Genomic DNA, 15562 nt, shown 5'->3' on the forward strand with positions numbered 1-15562 from the left:
TCAGTCGTCCAGGCTCGCCGTGCCGAACGGCGAGGCAATGTCCAGCGACACCCGGTGCGGGCCGACCTGCAGTTCGCGCTCACCCATCACCACATCATCGTCCCCCAGCACCCCGTAGTCGAAGTGGTAGGTGGGGCTGATGTCGCCGGCGATCATGGCGCTGTCGTAGGCGGCCTGGCGCTCGCGCACGGCTTCGTTGGCGGCCTCCCAGGCGCGCCACTGGCTGCCTGAGTAGCGCGCGCGCAGCAACTGCCGCGTCACCCGCGGGCTGAGCAGCGAGGCGGTGGCGTTGTTGCCGCCAAAGCCCTTGGAGTTCACCAGGGTGTAATGCAGGGCGTTCGGGTCAATCTCGCGGTGCGCGCTGGACAGGGCCAGGTGGTCGCGGTGCACGTCCTCGGCGAAGGCTTCCACCGTGCTGATGCCGGGCACCAGGCCATGGGCCCAGGTGCCAAGGCTGGTGGTCACCTGGTCGCCAGAGGCCGAGCCCAGGGAGTGGCCGAGGTAGCACTTGATGGCGGCCACCGGCCACTGCTCGATGCCAAAGGCTTTAGCGGTCTCTTCCAGAATGCGCGACTCGGTCACCCGGTTCTGGGGGGTGCCGGTGCCGTGGGCCTGCACCAGGCCACCGCTGCGCAGGGCTTTTTCGCCGATGATGGCGCGCACGCCCGCCATCGCCTTGGCCATGGTGATGTAATTGCCAACCCCGGGGCCGGAGATGGACTTTTTAAAACCGTCGGCGTTTACGAACACATCCGGCGCCGCGCCGAACATCGTCGCGCCCAGTTCCATGGCCAGGGCGTCGTCGAACAGCACCACCATCTGCGCCGACTCGGCAATGGTGAAGCCGCAGTTGTTGGCAAAGGGGCGGCAGGCACGGCGGTGGTCGGGCACCTGGCTCTCGCTGAGGCCGTCCAGTTCCCGCAGGCCCTTGTCGGTGGCCAGGGCCCCCATGGCGGCGTAGCCCTCCATCACCTCCGGGTTGATGGGCGCCTCGGCGCTGCCGATAAAGGCCACCCGGGCGCGGCCGCTGCGGATGTCGTCGATGCCAAGGCGCAGGTTATAAAGGAAGGAGGCGCAGGCACCGAGGCTGGCGCCGGTGGAGCCCAGGCTGCCGAGCACATAGGCGTTGACGAAGTCCGCCGGCATTTCCGCCAGGCTCAGGGGGCAGAACTTGGAGGTGACCCGCTGGCCGTTGTAGCGGGCCTTGAGCATGCCGCCGGCGCCGGCGCCGTCCATCTGCCCCATGGCACTGCCGGCGTACACGCTCACCTGATCCACGCTGACCCGCCGGGCCACGTCTTCCCAGTCCAGCCCCAGGCTGCCCAGGGCGTCGGAGGCGGCGTACACCATCATCTGCAGGCCCCGGGGATGGTTGCGCGAGGCGTACAGCTTGCCCGGTTCAAAACCGGTGGGCAGCTGGCCGGCGGCCTTCACCTCGAATTCGCGAATCGTCGGCAGCAGAAATTCCTGCTGGCCACGGATTTTGACGTTGGCGTGGGTCACGGAGGTGGCGGTCACCTCCCACTCGGGGGGGATGACCTCCGGCAGGTACTGGCGCTTGATATCAAAGCTAACCGGCTGGCCGTTGCTCTGGGTGGGAAAGCGGCGGTTCCACTGCACCCGGTCCACATCAAAGTGACTGGCCTCCACCCGGCGCACCAGGGTGTGGTCCAGAATGAAGGACTCATCCACCTGTGGCAGGCCCATCAACTGGGCCAGGGCGGCAAAGGTGCGCTGGCGCTCGGCCTGCGGCAGCGCCGACTGCACCAGGCGGCGAAAGGCGTGATGGCTGGAAGCCCGCCCGGCGCCGTTGATACCTCCAAATCCCACGATCACCGGCAAACGCTGAGCACCCATTACCACTTCCTACCTCTATGCTGACTGGACGATGGCCCCAGTGTACGGCGGGCACCCAGGCACAGTGCAGGCTATTTCTGTCATTTTTTGTGCTATTTTGGACAACCTTGTCGCCCGATCCTTCGCTGGCTAGACCTTCGTTGCCCAGGCCTTCGTTGCCCAGGCCTTCGCTGCCAAGGCCTTAACTACCCCAAGCCTCTCACCGCCGGACCCAATTACCCATGTACACCGCCGCCGCCGCCCTCTACCCCGACGCCCTGGCCAGCAGCGTGACCCTGCCGATGGAAATCCTGCAGGCCGCCAGCCAGATGGCGAGCGTGGGCAGCCGCGGCAGGGCCCAGGCGCGCTTTCTGCTGACCGCCCCCGAGGCCACGCCCCTGCGCCTGGCCAGCGGTATCCAGCTCACGCCAGACTTGCCCTTTGCCCAGCTGCCGCCGCTGGACCTGCTGATCCTGCCCGCTATCTGGCGCAACCCCCTGCCCACCCTGAAGGGCGCCGCGCCCTGGCTGTCGCAACTATCGGCCATTGCCGGTGGCGGCACCCGCATCTGCAGCGTGGGCACCGCCAGTTGCCTGCTGGCCGAGGCGGGCCTGCTTAACGGGCGCCCCGCCACCACCCACTGGAACTACTTCGAGCGCTTTGCCCGCCGCTACCCCCGGGTGCAGCTGAAAACCCGCCACCTCATCACCCAGAGCAACAACATTTACTGCGTGGGCAGCGTGAACTCCATCGCCGACCTGATGGTACACATTGTCGAAGACTGGTTTGGCACCCGGGTGGCACGGGCGGTGGAACAGCAGTTCTCGCCGGAGATCCGCCGCTCCTTTCGCGCCGCCGCCTACCAGGACGGCCCCCGCAGCAGCCACCACGACGAAACCGTGCTGCGGGCCCAGCAATACCTGCAGGATCACCTCGCCAGCGGCGCCAGCCTGGACGCCCTGGCCAGGCAGCTGGACATCAGCCCGCGCACCCTGAGCCGACGCTTTCGCAACGCCACCGGCTATACCCCCCAGCAGTACCTCAACAGCCTGCGCCTGACCACCGCCCGCGACCTGCTGCGACGCAGCAACCTCAGCATTGCGGAAATCTGCTGGCAGCTTGGCCTTCAGGATGTGAGCTACTTCGCCCGCCTGTTCCGGCGCCACCACGGCATGAGCCCCATGCGCTACCGGCAGGCCGCCCGGGGCAAGCTGTTTGACCCGCAGCCGGCGCCGGGCAGCGGGCCGGCGGCTTGAGCGCCGGGCGGGTCTGTGGCTAAATGAGCGCCCATTTTCGGGCCGGCCCCGGCCGCGCCCCTCCCCCCACCCACCAACAACAGACCGGATTCCTACCATGAGCCAAGAAGCAGTCGTAATCGTCGCCGGTGCCCGCACTCCCATGGGCGGCCTGCAGGGCGACCTGTCCGAGGTCACCGCGCCGGAGCTGGGCGCCACCGCCATCGCCGAAGCCGTTGCCCGCAGCGGCGTTGACGCCGCCGATATCGACGAGGTCTTCATGGGCTGCGTACTGCCCGCCGGTCTCAAGCAGGGCCCGGCCCGCCAGGCAGCCATCGGCGCGGGCATTCCCAAGAGCACCGGCGCCGTCACCCTCAACAAACTCTGCGGCAGCGGCATGCAGGCCACTATCTTCGGCTACGACAGCATCGCTGCCGGCACCAACAAGGTGGTGGTAACCGGCGGCATGGAGAGCATGACTAACGCGCCCTACGTCCTGCCCGGCGCCCGCAGCGGCCTGCGCGCCGGCCACAAGAATATCTGTGACCACATGTTCCTGGACGGCCTGGAAGACGCCTACACCGGCCGCGCCATGGGCAGCTTTGCCCAGCAGACCGCCAACGAGCGCGGCCTGACCCGGGAGCAGATGGACGCCTTCGCGGTGGAGTCGCTGACCCGCGCCAAGCGCGCCATTGAAGACGGCTCCCTGAAAGCCGAGACCGTGCCGGTCACCGTCAAGACCCGCAAGGGCGATGTGGTCGTGGTGGACGACGAGCAGCCCCACAAGGCCGCCATCGACAAAATCCCCAACCTGCGCCCGGCCTTTGACAAGGAAGGCACCATTACCGCCGCCAACGCCAGTTCCATCTCCGACGGCGCCAGCGCCCTGGTGCTGATGGCCGAGAGTGAAGCCGAACGCCGCGGCCTCAAGCCCTTCGCCCGCATCGTGGCCCACGCCCGCCACAGCCAGGAGCCGGCGGAGTTCACCATCGCCCCCATCGGCGCCATGCAGAAGCTGTTCGAGAAAACCGGCTGGAGCGCCGACAGCGTAGACCTGTTCGAAATCAACGAAGCCTTCGCCATGGTTACCATGCTGGCCATGCAGGACCTGGGCCTGGATCACGCCAAGGTCAACGTACACGGCGGCGCCTGCGCCCAGGGCCACCCGATTGGCTCCACCGGCTCGCGCATCATCGTCAGCCTGATGTACGCCCTGCAGAAATACGGCAAAAAACGCGGCGTGGCCGCCCTTTGCATCGGCGGCGGCGAAGCCACCGCTGTTGCGATCGAGCTGGTTTAAGCGCGGCGCGAGCCCCTGGAGAGCAGGCCATGGCACTGAGCAGCATCCCCGACATCCTCGACGACATCCGCGCCGGCAAGATGGTCATCCTGATGGACGACGAGGACCGGGAAAACGAAGGCGACCTGATTGTGGCGGCCCAGGCCGTTACCCCGGAAATCATCACCTTCTTCGCCAGCGAGGCCTGCGGCCTGATCTGCATGCCCATCACCGAGGAGCGGGCCCGGCGCCTGCAACTGCCGCTGATGGTGCGCGACAACCGCTCCCAGCACGAAACCAACTTCACCGTCTCCATCGACGCCGCCGAGCGCAAGGGCCCCGGCATCAGCTCGGTGCAGCGCGCCCACACCGCCCTGAAGGCCGTGGCCGCCGATGCCAAGCCCACCGACATCATCCAGCCGGGGCACATCTTCCCGCTGGTGGCCAAGCCCGGCGGCGTTCTGCGCCGCGCCGGCCACACCGAGGCCGGCGTCGACCTGGCGCGCATGGCCGGCTTTGAGCCGGCGGCGCTGATTGTGGAGATCATGAACGAAGACGGCACCATGGCCCGCCGCCCGCAGTTGGAAGTGTTTGCCGAAAAGCACGGCCTGCGCATGGGCACCATTGCCGACCTCATCGAATACCGCGCCCTGCACGAACAATCGGTGGAACTCACCGACAGCAAAACCGTGGACACCGAATTCGGCCCCTTTGAGCTGCACACCTTCCGCGACCTGGTGGACGACACCCTGCACTTCGCCATGACCCGCGGCGACATCCGCGAGGACACCGCCTGCCTGGTGCGGGTGCAGACCGTCAACACCCTGCGCGATGTGCTGGGCACCCGTATCGACGGCTCCGAGGGCTGGTCCTACCGGCGCGCCATGGAGAGAGTGGCCCAGGAGGGCTGCGGCGCGGTGATCCTGATCGGCCAGGACCACGATACCGCCGCCCTGCTGGAAGAAGTGCGCCAGTTCCCCGAGCCGCCACAGGTCACTGGCCCCGTCAGCACCGACGGCACCCAGAACTACCGGGTGATCGGCACCGGCTCGCAGATTCTGAAGCGGCTGGGCGTGGGCAAAATGCGCCTGATGTCAGCGCCGGTACACTTCAATGCGCTGTCGGGCTTCAACCTGGAAGTGACGGAGTTTGTGCAGCCCTGAGTTGGGCTGCACGGTAGTGATTTACAGGGCGCCGGCGGCGCCCTTTTTTGTGGCCTGTCGTTCTATTCAGCCAGCCGCCCTACTCCTCCACATGCTCCCGGCGCAGTTCCTGGGCGTCGCGGTCGCTCTCGCAGTAGGGCATGTCAATCCACCCGGACTGTGAATACAGCGCGGTGCTGTCGGCATAGTGCTGGGAGGCCGGGTCGGTGGACTGGGAATAGGTCAGGATGGCGTAGGCGTCCGGGCAGTCGCTCTCTTCCCAGGTCACGGCCTGGATGTAGCTGTTGCCGGTGAAGATGTCGGTGTAGCCCTCGCCCTCCACCAGCGGTGAATAGATGGCGCTGAACATAAAGCCGCCGGAGCCGCCGTGGATGCCGTAGCGCTCGCCGTTCTTTTCGTCGTACTGCACTTCGCCCCAGGGGCGATCCATGGGAATGCCCGCATCCGCGAGGCGGTTGACGGCTTCTACCAGGGATTGCAGTACGGCGTTGGCCACCGCTTCGTCGGCCACGTTCAGCTGACGCGGGGTGTTGACCGGGTCGGCGGGGTTGAAGGGCACGGCCCACTGGTTGTCGGTGCCGTTAAAGGCATTCCAGAACTCGTAGAAAATATGCGCGCCTACGCTGTCGAGGCGGTGGGCCTTGTCCCAACCGGCCAGTACGTTGCAGGCTTCCTCGGCCAGTGAGATACCCTCGCCCTCTCCGTAAGCAGACCAGTCCTCCACCCCCTGGCACAGGGCGACCACATCGTCCGCCACCTGCTGGGCGGTGTAGTTGGTGGCCTGGTACAGCAGGGTGCGCAGGTTGTCGATGTTAAAGCCGGGCTCGCCCAGGCCATCGGTGCCGGCCAGACGGCGCTCGGCCTGGTCGAAGGTCTGACGGGTGCGCAGGGTCTGCTCTACTTCTTCGCGGCCGATCACCGGCGAAAAGCCGGTCAGCAGCCGATCGGGGTTGGCCAGCCAGTAGCTGTCGTTGGCGTTGGCGCCGTAGTTGCGGGTTTCCAGCTTGGGCAGGCTGTCGTAGCCGAAGATACCCTCTGCCGTGCCCTCGTCGCTGCCCCACTCGCAGGCGGAGTCGGAGCCGTCCATGGTCACGTAGCCAAAGTCGGTAAGCAGGGTCTGCAGGGTGCCGCGAATGCAGTCGCTGTACTGGTTGACGCTGACATGGGGCACCACCGAGATATCGCCATAGAAGGCATCGCCGTAGCGGTCGGCGGCAATGGTGTTGACCCAGGGAATGCCCAGCGGGCGCAGGGCCTCCTTGAATTCGCCAAGGTCGTCGGCGCTGCCCATGGCAATCCACTGGTCCATGCCGCGCAGGTTGTCGAGGTTGGCGTCGCGGTAGGTCAGCAGGGTGCCCACGCCGTTGGGCCAGCCGCCGAGCAGGGGCGACACGGTGCCCAGGTCCACAATGGGGCCGAAGTGGCTGAGGTAGAAGGTGTAGTCCACGGTTTCAATGCTGCCGTCATCGGCTACGCGCTCGGCGGAAACGGTCTCGGCGGTAATCTCCCGCAACTCGCCGTCGTAGACATATTCCAGGGGGTTGTCCGGGTTCAGTTCCAACTCGTAGAAGGTGAAGCGGGTGCCGGTGCTGACGGTGTGGGTCCAGGCCAGGTTCTGGTTGAAGCCGATGGTATTCACCGGCAGGCCCGCCAGGGTGGCGCCCATCACGTTGTACTCGTCGCCCAGGGTGAGGTGCGACATGAACCAGCGCAGGTTGCCCTGCCAGGGAAAGTGCGGGTTGCCCAGCAGCAGGCCGCTGCTGCCCTGGGCGGCGTCGGCGCCCAGGGCGTAGGCGTTGCTACCCATGGTTTCATGGGTCGGGAAGTTAAGCCCGGCCACCACCGTCTCGCGATCCAGGGCGGCAATCAGCTGCTCGGAATCCGCCGGGGTTTCCAGGTTCAGCACCACGCCTTCGGGGGGCGTAACGGCAGTGGCAAAATCCGCCAGCGGGCCGCTGCTGCCGCGCAGCACGGCCTTGTGCATCAGGCGTCCGATATCCGCCGCGCTCACCTCGCGCACCCATTCGGCGCCGCGGCAGCCCTCTTCCCCTTCGGCCAGGTTGTCCACGCCGGTCTCACGCAGGTAGCGGTTCATGCCGGCGGCGTAACCGCTGGCCAGGTCCAGCACTTTGTCGGAGGCGGCGTCGAAGAAGATCCGCTCAATGCGCTCGTCGCTGTTGAACAGCTTGTACACAAAGTCTTCGTTGAGGTTGCCCTCGTCACCCAGGTAACGGGCGGACTCGCCGGCGGCGCGCACAAACTCCTTCATTGCCACGCAGAAGTTCTGCTGGGCATAGGCGTAGCCGTAACCGTAGCCAAGGCTGCCCCAGTCCTGGGCGGTGATGTGGGGAATACCGTATTCGGTCCAGACGATGTCGGCCTGGTAGGTCAGCTCCGGCTCCGGCGGAGGCGGCGGCTCGGGCGGGTTGTTGCCGCCACTGTCGGAGGAATCGGAACAGGCGGCCAGCACGGCAGCCCCCAGCAGAAAAGAGCAGAGGCGCACGCGGGCGCCCGGTAGGGTCGGCTTCATGGGCTCTTCCTTATGTTTTATGTTTTTCAGGTCCCGGGAGTCGCCGCCGGCGAATTGACAGCGCTCACATTGGCCAAGGATGGCACGGGCGCCGGCAGGCGTCCAGCGCTCAGAATCGCGGCTCGCGCTTCTCCATTATGGCCATCACCGCCTCGATATTTTCCGCCGAGCCGGCCTGGCGCAGCATGGCCGCCTGCTCCGCCTGAAAGGCGGCGTCGATGGCGGCCCGGTGCGGCAGGCGCAGGCAGCGCTTGATTTCGCGCAGCCCGCTCAGGGGCCAGCGCGCCACCGCCGCGGCCCGTGCCAGGGCGCGCTCAAGCAACTCGGCATCGCTCACCACTTCCAGCGCCAGGCCAAGGGCCACGGCGCGCTCAGCGTCTATCCAGTCGGCGCTGTAGAACAGCTCCGCCGCCCGCTGGGCGCCGATATTGGCCTGCAGCATGTAGCTGCTGGCCCACTCCGGCGGCAGGGCCAGGGCGGCAAAGGGCAGGCGCAGGCGCAGGCTGTCGCCGGCGTAGACCATGTCGGCATGGAACAGCACCGTGGCACCGCCCCCCACCGCCACGCCGTGGGCGGCAGCAATCAGCGGCTTGTCGAAGTCCGCCACTGCACGGGCGGCGGACTCGAAGGGGTGCTCCTCTTCGCCGCTGTCGCCAAAGCTGGCAAGGTCGACCCCGGCGCTGAAGTTATCCCCCGCCCCGTGCAGCACCACGCAGCGCACGCTGTCGTCGTCGGCGGCGGCCTTGAAGGCCTCGCGCAGGGCAATCCACAGGCCGTTGTCGATGGCGTTTTTCTTCTGCGGGCGGTTGATGGTCAGCTGCAGCACGGCCCCGTGATGCTGCCTGAGCAATGTGTCGCTCATGGTGTGTCTCCGTGAAACTGCACAAAGTCCGCCAGGGCGGCGCGATCGGTTGTGCAATGGTTGGCCGGGTGGCCCAGGTCGGGATGGCCGAAGGACAGGCCAAACAGCAGTTTGTTGTTCGCCGGCACGCCCAGTGCCTGGCGCACCGGTTCGGCAAAAAAGCTGAGCGCCGTTTGGGGGCAACTGCCAAGGCCGTGGGCGGTAATGGCCAGCATCAGGGTCTGGGCGAACATGCCGAGGTCCGCCGCCTCGCGCAGGCCAAAGGGCTCGGGCAAAAACAGAAAGGCCACGTGGGGGGCGTCGAAGAAGGTGAAGTTGCGCATGAAGGTTTCGTGGCGGGCGGCCTTGTCTTCCCGGGCGATGCCCTGGGCATCGTAGAGCGCCTTGGCGGCGCCGTACTGACGATCCTTGTACACACCTTCGTAGCTGCCATCGTAGGGGAAGTCCATGCTGATCTCGCCAGCCATGAATTTCTGCGGCAGGCTCTGGCGCAGTTGCTCCAGCACCGCCCCCGAGGCGACATGCACCTGCCAGGGCTGGGTGTTGCAGTTGCTGGGCGCACGGGCGGCATCGGTAAAAATGGACTCCAGCGTGGCCCGGGCCACGGGCTCGGGGGTAAAGGCCCGCAGGGAACGGCGCCCGGCCACAACGGCACTGAAAACACTGGCCTGGTCGGTCATAGGGCTATCTCTCTTGTTGGGGGTTTCATTCAGATGGTACAGCGCACAGCGGGTAGCACAGCCGGTGGTGTTGTGGCGCCAGCGCAGCCTGCGCTGGCCGGCGCCTGATCACTCAAGCCGTCATTCGCCCTTGAAGACTGCCGGGCGTTTTTCCTTGAAGGCCCGCATGCCCTCTTTGGCATCGGCCGAGGCGAACACGGGCCCGGCGAGGGCGTCGGACGCCGCCATTGCGGCGGCCTCCTCCATGTCTTCCTGCTGCTCGCGCAACGAGCGGGTGACCGCCTTCACGGCCAGGGGGCCGTTCTGGCAGATGCGCCGGGCCATGCCCAGGGCCGCCGTCAGCGCCTCGCCCGGTTGCACAATGCGGTTGATCAGCCCGTATTCCAGGGCCCGCTGGGCGCTCATGTGCTCGCCGCACAGCAGCAACTCGGCGGCAATGCAGTAGGGGATCTGGCGCCGCAGGCGCACAGTGGAGCCGCCCATGGGGTACAGCCCCCGGGCCACTTCGGTCACGCCGAACACGGCGTCTTCGGCGGCAATGCGAATGTCGGTGCCCTGCAATATCTCGGTGCCCCCCGCCAGGGCGTAGCCCTCCACCGCCAGCAGGATGGGTTTGCAGGGGCGGTTGTCACGCAGCAGGGCCTGCCAGTGCACGTTGGGCACCTCGCTCATCACCTGCATGAAGTCGTCGTTGGCCTGTTGCCCGTCCGGGCCGGCCTTCAGGTCCATGCCCGCACAGAAGGTGTCGCCATTGGCGGTGAGAATGGCGCAGTACAGTTCGTCGTCCTCGTCCAGCCGCCGCCAGGCGCGGTACATGCCCAGCAGCATGGCGGGGGTAAAGGCGTTTTTTGCCTCCGGCCGGTTGAGGGTGACGATCAGCACGTGGCCGTCCTGTTCCACGATGCAATTCTCGGTGCTGATATCCAGCTCGTTCAAATCCTTACCTCCGCCCACACGCTGTACCACGTGCTTCAATTGACAATGTGGCGCCGGGACAGGGCCAGCTCCAGGGCCTTCGGGTAGGCCGGCTTGCCGCTTGGTGCCCGCGGCACCTCCGCCACCAGGTGCAGCTCCCTGGGAATCTTGTAACCCGCCACGTGTTCCCGCGCAACGCTCTGCAGCGAATCCAACGTCAGTGTCTGGCCCGGGCGGGCCGCCACCACGGCGGTAACCTTGCTGCCCAGGCGCTCGTCGGGCGTGGCCACCACCAGGCAGTCGAACACGGCAGGGTGGGTTTTCAGCGCCTGCTCTACCTCTTCAGGATAGACCTTCTCGCCGCCGGTGTTGATGCAATTACTGCCGCGGCCAAACACGGTGATGGTGTCGTCCTCTTCCAGGCGCGCCTCATCGCCGGTCAGCAGCCAGCGCGCGCCGTCCACCAGCACGAAGGTTTTGGCGGTTTTTTCCGGGTCGTTGTAATAGCCCACCGGAATGTGGCCGCCGCGGGAGAAAATGCCCGTCTCGCCGTGGCCGGCCTGGCGCCACTGGCCCTCGCCGGCCTCCACCAGCACCGACATGGTGTCGTTGCGCGGCACGTTGCCCAGGCCCTCGCCGCGCTTGTTGCCGCCGTCGATGCCCATGGCGCCACCCTCGGAGGAGCCGAAGGAGTTGGTGATGAAGGCGTTGGGAAAGTGCGCCTTGAAGGCCGCCTGCTTGCTTTCGGAGAATACCGCGCCGCCGGAGCCGATGTTGAAGATGCTGCTGAGTTCCCAGCGATTCGGGTTGGCTTCCAGGGTTTCCAGCAGCGGGATCGCCATGGCGTCGCCCACAATGGTCACCGAGTTGACCTTTTCCTGCTCCACGATGCTCCACACTTCCTCGCCCACCAGCGAATGGTGGGGGTTCAGCACCACGGTGTTGCCAGCCAGCAGCTGGATGCAGGCATACCACCAGCAGGCGCCGTGCATCAGCGGGGCCAGGGCCATGCCGATGATGGGGAAATCACCCACCCGGGATGCAATCTGCTCAGGTTCGGTGATGGCGCCGTCGGGGTGGTACCAGCCGCCACCGCCCATGGCGGCGTAAAACACCGCCTTGTGGGGCCACATGACCCCCTTGGGCATGCCAGTGGTGCCGCCGGTGTAAAGCACAAACAGGTCGTCGTCGGCACGCTCGTCGAAGTCGCGCTCAACGCTCTGGCCGCCCAGCACCGCTTCGTACTCGGCGCTGCCCACGGCGCCGGCATCCGCGCCGCTGTCGTCGTCCACATATACCAGGGTTTTCAGATCCGCGGCGGCATCGCGCACTTCGGCGATGTGAGGCGCAAATTCGCGGTGGTGAATGCAGGCCACCATGTTGGCATTGTCGAAGATGTACAGCAGTTCGTCGCGCACGTAGCGGTAGTTGACGTTGATCGGCACGGCCCGCAACTTGAAGCAAGCCAGCATGCCTTCCAGGTATTCGTTGCAATTGAACAGGTACAGTCCGACGTGATCGCCAGCCCCGACACCCTGGCTGGCCAGGTAGTGGGCCAGCTGGTTGGCGCGTTGCTCCAGCTGGGCGTAGGTGGCGCGCTGTTCGCCGCACACCAGTGCGTCGCGGGTGGGCACTTTGTCGGCGACCATTTCAAACAGGTCGGCAATGTTGAAATGCCTGGTCATGGCGTTTTCCTTGGGTGATAACTACATACTAGACGGAAGCGCTGCCCCGTCCAGCCGCGCACAATGGGCTCGGCCGGGGCGGCGCTGGATGGCATCAGGGCTTGTCGGCGCCGACAATCCACATGGAGAAGAACTGGGCGCCGCCACCGTAGGCGTGGCCCATGGCCAGTTTGGCCCCGGCTACCTGGTGGTCACCGGCGTCGCCGCGCACCTGGCGGGCGGCCTCGGCGAAACGGATCATGCCCGAGGCGCCAATGGGATTGGAGGACAGCACGCCGCCGGAGGGATTCCAGGGGATATCGCCCTGTTCATCCAGCGAGGTGGCGCCCTCCATGGTGAGGCGCCAGCCCTGCCCCTCCTCGGCAAAGCCGAGGTTCTCCAGCCACATGGGCTCGTACCAGCTGAAGGGCACGTAGATTTCGGCCACGTCCAGTTCCCGGCGCGGGTCGCGAATACCGGCCTGGGCGTACACGTCGGCGGCGCAGTCGCGGCCGGCGCGGGGGTTCACCTCTTCACGCCCGGCGTACATGGTGGGCTCTGAGCGCATGGCCCCGCCGCGAATCCAGGCCGGGGGCTTGGCGCTGGAATCCACCGCATCCTCGGCGGCAATCACCATGGCGCAGGCGCCGTCGGAAGACGGGCAGGCCTCCAGCAGGCGCAGCGGGTCCCACAGCATCATGGATTCCTCCACCTCGGCCATGGTGATGTCGGGCTTTTGCAGGTGGGCCAGCGGGTTGCGGGCGCCGTGCAGGCGATCCTTCACCGCCACCTTGATGCCCACATCGTAGGGCGCCTTGGAGCGGCGCATGTACTCGCGAATGATGGGCGCAAAGTAGCCACCGGCCCCGGCGTTCAGGTGCACGGCAAAGGGCTGCGGGGTGGACAGGGCCCACATCGCGTTGGATTCGGACTGCTTCTCGTACGTGACGGTGAGCACCCGCTTGAAGGTGCCGCTCTGCACATGGGAGGCCGCCACCAGGGCGGTGGAGCCGCCCACCGAGCCCGCCGTGTGCACCCGCAGCATGGGCTTGCCGTTGGCGCCAAGGGCATCCGCCAGGTAGCACTCGGGCATGATCACGCCCTCGAACATATCCGGGGCCTTGCCGATCACCACGGCGTCGATGTCTTCAAAGCCCAGGCCCGCGTCTTCCAGAGCGTTGACGGCCGCTTCGCGCAGCAGGCCCGCAATGGAGACGTCGCCGCGCTTGGTTTTGTACCGGGTCTGGCCGGTGCCGATCACTGCTGCCAGTTGTGCCATTACGCTGCCTCCACGACTGCGACCAGATTGTGTTGCAGGCAGGGCCCGCTGGTGGCGTGGGCCACACCGCGGCGCGCCTCGCCACTGACGATGCGCTGGAACACCTCGCCCACGCGCGACAGCCCCGAGGCCATCATCAGGTTACCCGCCAGCACACCGCCCGAGGGGTTGACGCTGGTGCCCTCCCCCAGCCCCAGCGCGCGGCTGAGGATGATTTCCTGGTGGCTGAACGGCGCATACAGCTCGGCCACATCCACGGCGCCATCGGCCACACCAGCGGCTTCGGCCGCGCGGCGGGTAGAGGGCGATTCGGTAAGGTCGCGGGTGCAGAGGTTGTGGCTCTCTATGCGGTGGTCGATGCCACGCAGAATGGCGTAGGGCTTGCCCCAGGCCTTTGCCTGCTCGACGGTGGCGATAATCATGGCGCTGGCGCCATCGGACACCGGGCAGCAGTCGTGGCGACGCAGGGGCGACACAAAATGCTGCTGCGCCAGCAGAGACTCAACGCTCACCTCCCCCGCCAGCTGGGCGTGGGGGTTGTTCATGGCGTTGTGCCTGGAACGCGATACCACGGCGGCCATGTCGGCCTCGGTGATCTTGCCCGCATCCAGCATCAGCCTGGCCTGCAGGGCAGCCAGCGACACGGTGTCCACCCACAGGGGCGCCAGGTAGTAAGGGTCCAGCTGCTGAGACAGCACAATGGGCAGCTCCCCCGGGGAGGATTTGGCAAAGCCATAGATCAGGGCGGAGTCCGCGTGGCCCATGCGGATTTTCAGCACCGACTCGTACAGCGCCCAGGCGGCGTCCATTTCCACGTGGGATTCGCGAATGGGCGGCACAGCACCCAGGGCGTCCACGCCGGCCACAAAGGCGAAGGCCGCGCCCTGCAGGTAGTCGCAACTGCCGGAGCAGACAAAGTCCACATCCTGGGCATTGCGCAGGCCCACCTGGTCCATCACCGCACGGATTTCCGGCATGATCAGCTCCACCTCGTTGGTGGCGCCGGCGCTGGCCTGGCAGTCGGATTGGTGAAAGGCGACGATGGCAATGTCTCTGGCTTGTACGCTCATGACTGCTTGCCCTCCAGACCATCCACACCCAGTTTGCCGATCATCTCCACCGGCACGTCGGGCTCCTCCAGCGGCTTGTAATACAGAATATTGTCCATTTTGTAATCCCACTCGGCCTCAGGCTTCCACACCGCCTCAACCCGCTGGCCAATGTGCACCTCTTCGTTCACGCACTCGCTGAGCAAGTGAATAAAAGAGATATTGGCGCCGTCGGGCACCAGGTTGGCCACAATGTAGGGCGGCTTGATCGGGTTGCCGGGAATGGGGATGTACACGATGGTGAAGGACTGTACCGTGGCCTTGTTGGACAGGGTGACCTCTTCCTCGGTGGCAATGCCACAGGCCGGGCAGGCACCGCGCGGCGGGATGTACACCTGGCTGCACCCGGGGCAGCGCTGGCCGGTAAGGCGGCCCTGCTTAAGCGCCGACAGGAAGCGGCTGGGAGCGCGCCCGGCGGTGAACTGGTACTGCAGGTAGACCGGCGCCTCGATGCCGGTAACGGGTTCGCGTGCGTCACTCATTGGGCAACCTCCGCCAGTTCAAAGCAGGCGATATCGGCAATGTGCCCGCGGGTTTCCTCGGCCCAGCGCACCTGCACCCGCGCGCCGGTGGCGAGTTGGTCTTCGCTGGCGGCGCTCACGCAGTGAATCATCGGCACATCGGCACCGTCGAGGCGGATCATGGCCCAGGCAAAGGGTTGCTGCAGGGGATGGGCCTTGCGCGGCTCACTCACCCAGCACCAGCTCACAATCTCGCCCTGCTGACCCACCTCCACAAAATCGTCCAGGGCCGCGGCGGTGTCCGGGTCGTACTCCATCGGCGGCACCATCACCCGGCCGTCGCTGGCGCGCACGCCCTCGATACGCCGGTCCCGCAGGCCGGTAAGAAAACGGCCCACCACCGGCCCGGTGGAGCGGGTGTAGGTAAAGCCCAGCTCGAAGGCCTCGCTGAGCACTTCTGTTGGGGACATGGCGACCCTCCCGTCGTCCTTGCTGTTAGCGTTATGCCGGCCAGTATCCTGCAGCCCCGCGGGAGCCTCAATGGCGCGA

General features: G+C 66.4%; 13 protein-coding genes. 3 read left to right on the forward strand and 10 right to left on the reverse strand.

Going from position 1 to position 15562, the window contains the following annotated elements; genetic code table 11:
- Entirely contained in the window at positions 1–1857 is a 1857-nt protein-coding gene (locus DDZ17_RS03065; RefSeq protein ID WP_116364459.1) for a beta-ketoacyl synthase, read from the reverse strand.
- 221 nt (positions 1858–2078) lie between these two features.
- On the opposite strand from DDZ17_RS03065, the gene DDZ17_RS03070 reads away from it, so the two are divergent.
- The 3 genes from DDZ17_RS03070 to ribB all read left to right on the forward strand — a co-directional run bounded on the left by DDZ17_RS03070 (position 2079) and on the right by ribB (position 5513).
- A complete protein-coding gene (locus DDZ17_RS03070; protein ID WP_116364460.1) occupies positions 2079–3092 on the forward strand; it encodes a GlxA family transcriptional regulator in 1014 nt (337 codons plus the stop codon).
- 97 nt (positions 3093–3189) lie between these two features.
- Positions 3190–4371 carry an acetyl-CoA C-acyltransferase gene (locus DDZ17_RS03075; protein WP_116364461.1) on the forward strand — a complete coding sequence of 394 codons (1182 nt, stop codon included), beginning with the start codon at positions 3190–3192 and terminating at the stop codon, positions 4369–4371.
- A gap of 29 nt (positions 4372–4400) precedes the next feature.
- The gene (gene ribB, locus DDZ17_RS03080; RefSeq protein ID WP_116364462.1) at positions 4401–5513 is read left to right on the forward strand and encodes a 3,4-dihydroxy-2-butanone-4-phosphate synthase; all 1113 of its coding nucleotides are present in this window, start codon (positions 4401–4403) and stop codon (positions 5511–5513) included.
- A 79-nt stretch (positions 5514–5592) separates the two neighbouring features.
- Here ribB and DDZ17_RS03085 read toward each other — a convergent pair whose 3' ends face one another.
- From DDZ17_RS03085 to DDZ17_RS22685, 9 genes are all read right to left on the reverse strand, one after another.
- Positions 5593–8043, reverse strand: coding sequence for a penicillin acylase family protein (locus DDZ17_RS03085; RefSeq protein ID WP_116364463.1), 2451 nt, complete (start codon positions 8041–8043; stop codon positions 5593–5595).
- A 109-nt stretch (positions 8044–8152) separates the two neighbouring features.
- Entirely contained in the window at positions 8153–8905 is a 753-nt protein-coding gene (locus DDZ17_RS03090) for an enoyl-CoA hydratase/isomerase family protein (RefSeq protein WP_116364464.1), read from the reverse strand.
- Positions 8902–9585 (reverse strand): nitroreductase, encoded by a 684-nt coding sequence (locus DDZ17_RS03095; protein WP_116364465.1) that lies wholly within the window; start codon positions 9583–9585, stop codon positions 8902–8904. Before DDZ17_RS03095 ends, DDZ17_RS03090 begins: the two co-directional genes overlap by 4 nt.
- Before the next feature lie 120 nt (positions 9586–9705).
- Positions 9706–10521 carry a crotonase/enoyl-CoA hydratase family protein gene (locus DDZ17_RS03100; RefSeq protein WP_116364945.1) on the reverse strand — a complete coding sequence of 272 codons (816 nt, stop codon included), beginning with the start codon at positions 10519–10521 and terminating at the stop codon, positions 9706–9708.
- Positions 10522–10556: 35 nt separating this feature from the next.
- Positions 10557–12185, reverse strand: coding sequence for an acyl-CoA synthetase (locus DDZ17_RS03105; protein ID WP_116364466.1), 1629 nt, complete (start codon positions 12183–12185; stop codon positions 10557–10559).
- Positions 12186–12279: 94 nt separating this feature from the next.
- Complete coding sequence (locus tag DDZ17_RS03110; RefSeq protein ID WP_116364467.1) at positions 12280–13443, reverse strand: thiolase domain-containing protein; 1164 nt, start codon at positions 13441–13443, stop codon at positions 12280–12282.
- On the reverse strand, positions 13443–14513 hold the full coding sequence (locus DDZ17_RS03115; protein WP_116364468.1) for a lipid-transfer protein: 1071 nt from the start codon (positions 14511–14513) through the stop codon (positions 13443–13445). The genes DDZ17_RS03110 and DDZ17_RS03115 overlap by 1 nt, the downstream gene beginning before the upstream one ends.
- A complete protein-coding gene (locus DDZ17_RS22680; RefSeq protein WP_206613420.1) occupies positions 14510–15034 on the reverse strand; it encodes a Zn-ribbon domain-containing OB-fold protein in 525 nt (174 codons plus the stop codon). The genes DDZ17_RS03115 and DDZ17_RS22680 overlap by 4 nt, the downstream gene beginning before the upstream one ends.
- A complete protein-coding gene (locus DDZ17_RS22685; RefSeq protein ID WP_206613421.1) occupies positions 15031–15483 on the reverse strand; it encodes a Zn-ribbon domain-containing OB-fold protein in 453 nt (150 codons plus the stop codon). The genes DDZ17_RS22680 and DDZ17_RS22685 overlap by 4 nt, the downstream gene beginning before the upstream one ends.
- Positions 15484–15562: the final 79 nt, after the last annotated feature.

Origin of the sequence: Parahaliea mediterranea (genome assembly GCF_003402235.1) — a bacterium.
GTDB classification, from domain to species: Bacteria; Pseudomonadota; Gammaproteobacteria; order Pseudomonadales; family Halieaceae; genus Parahaliea; species Parahaliea mediterranea.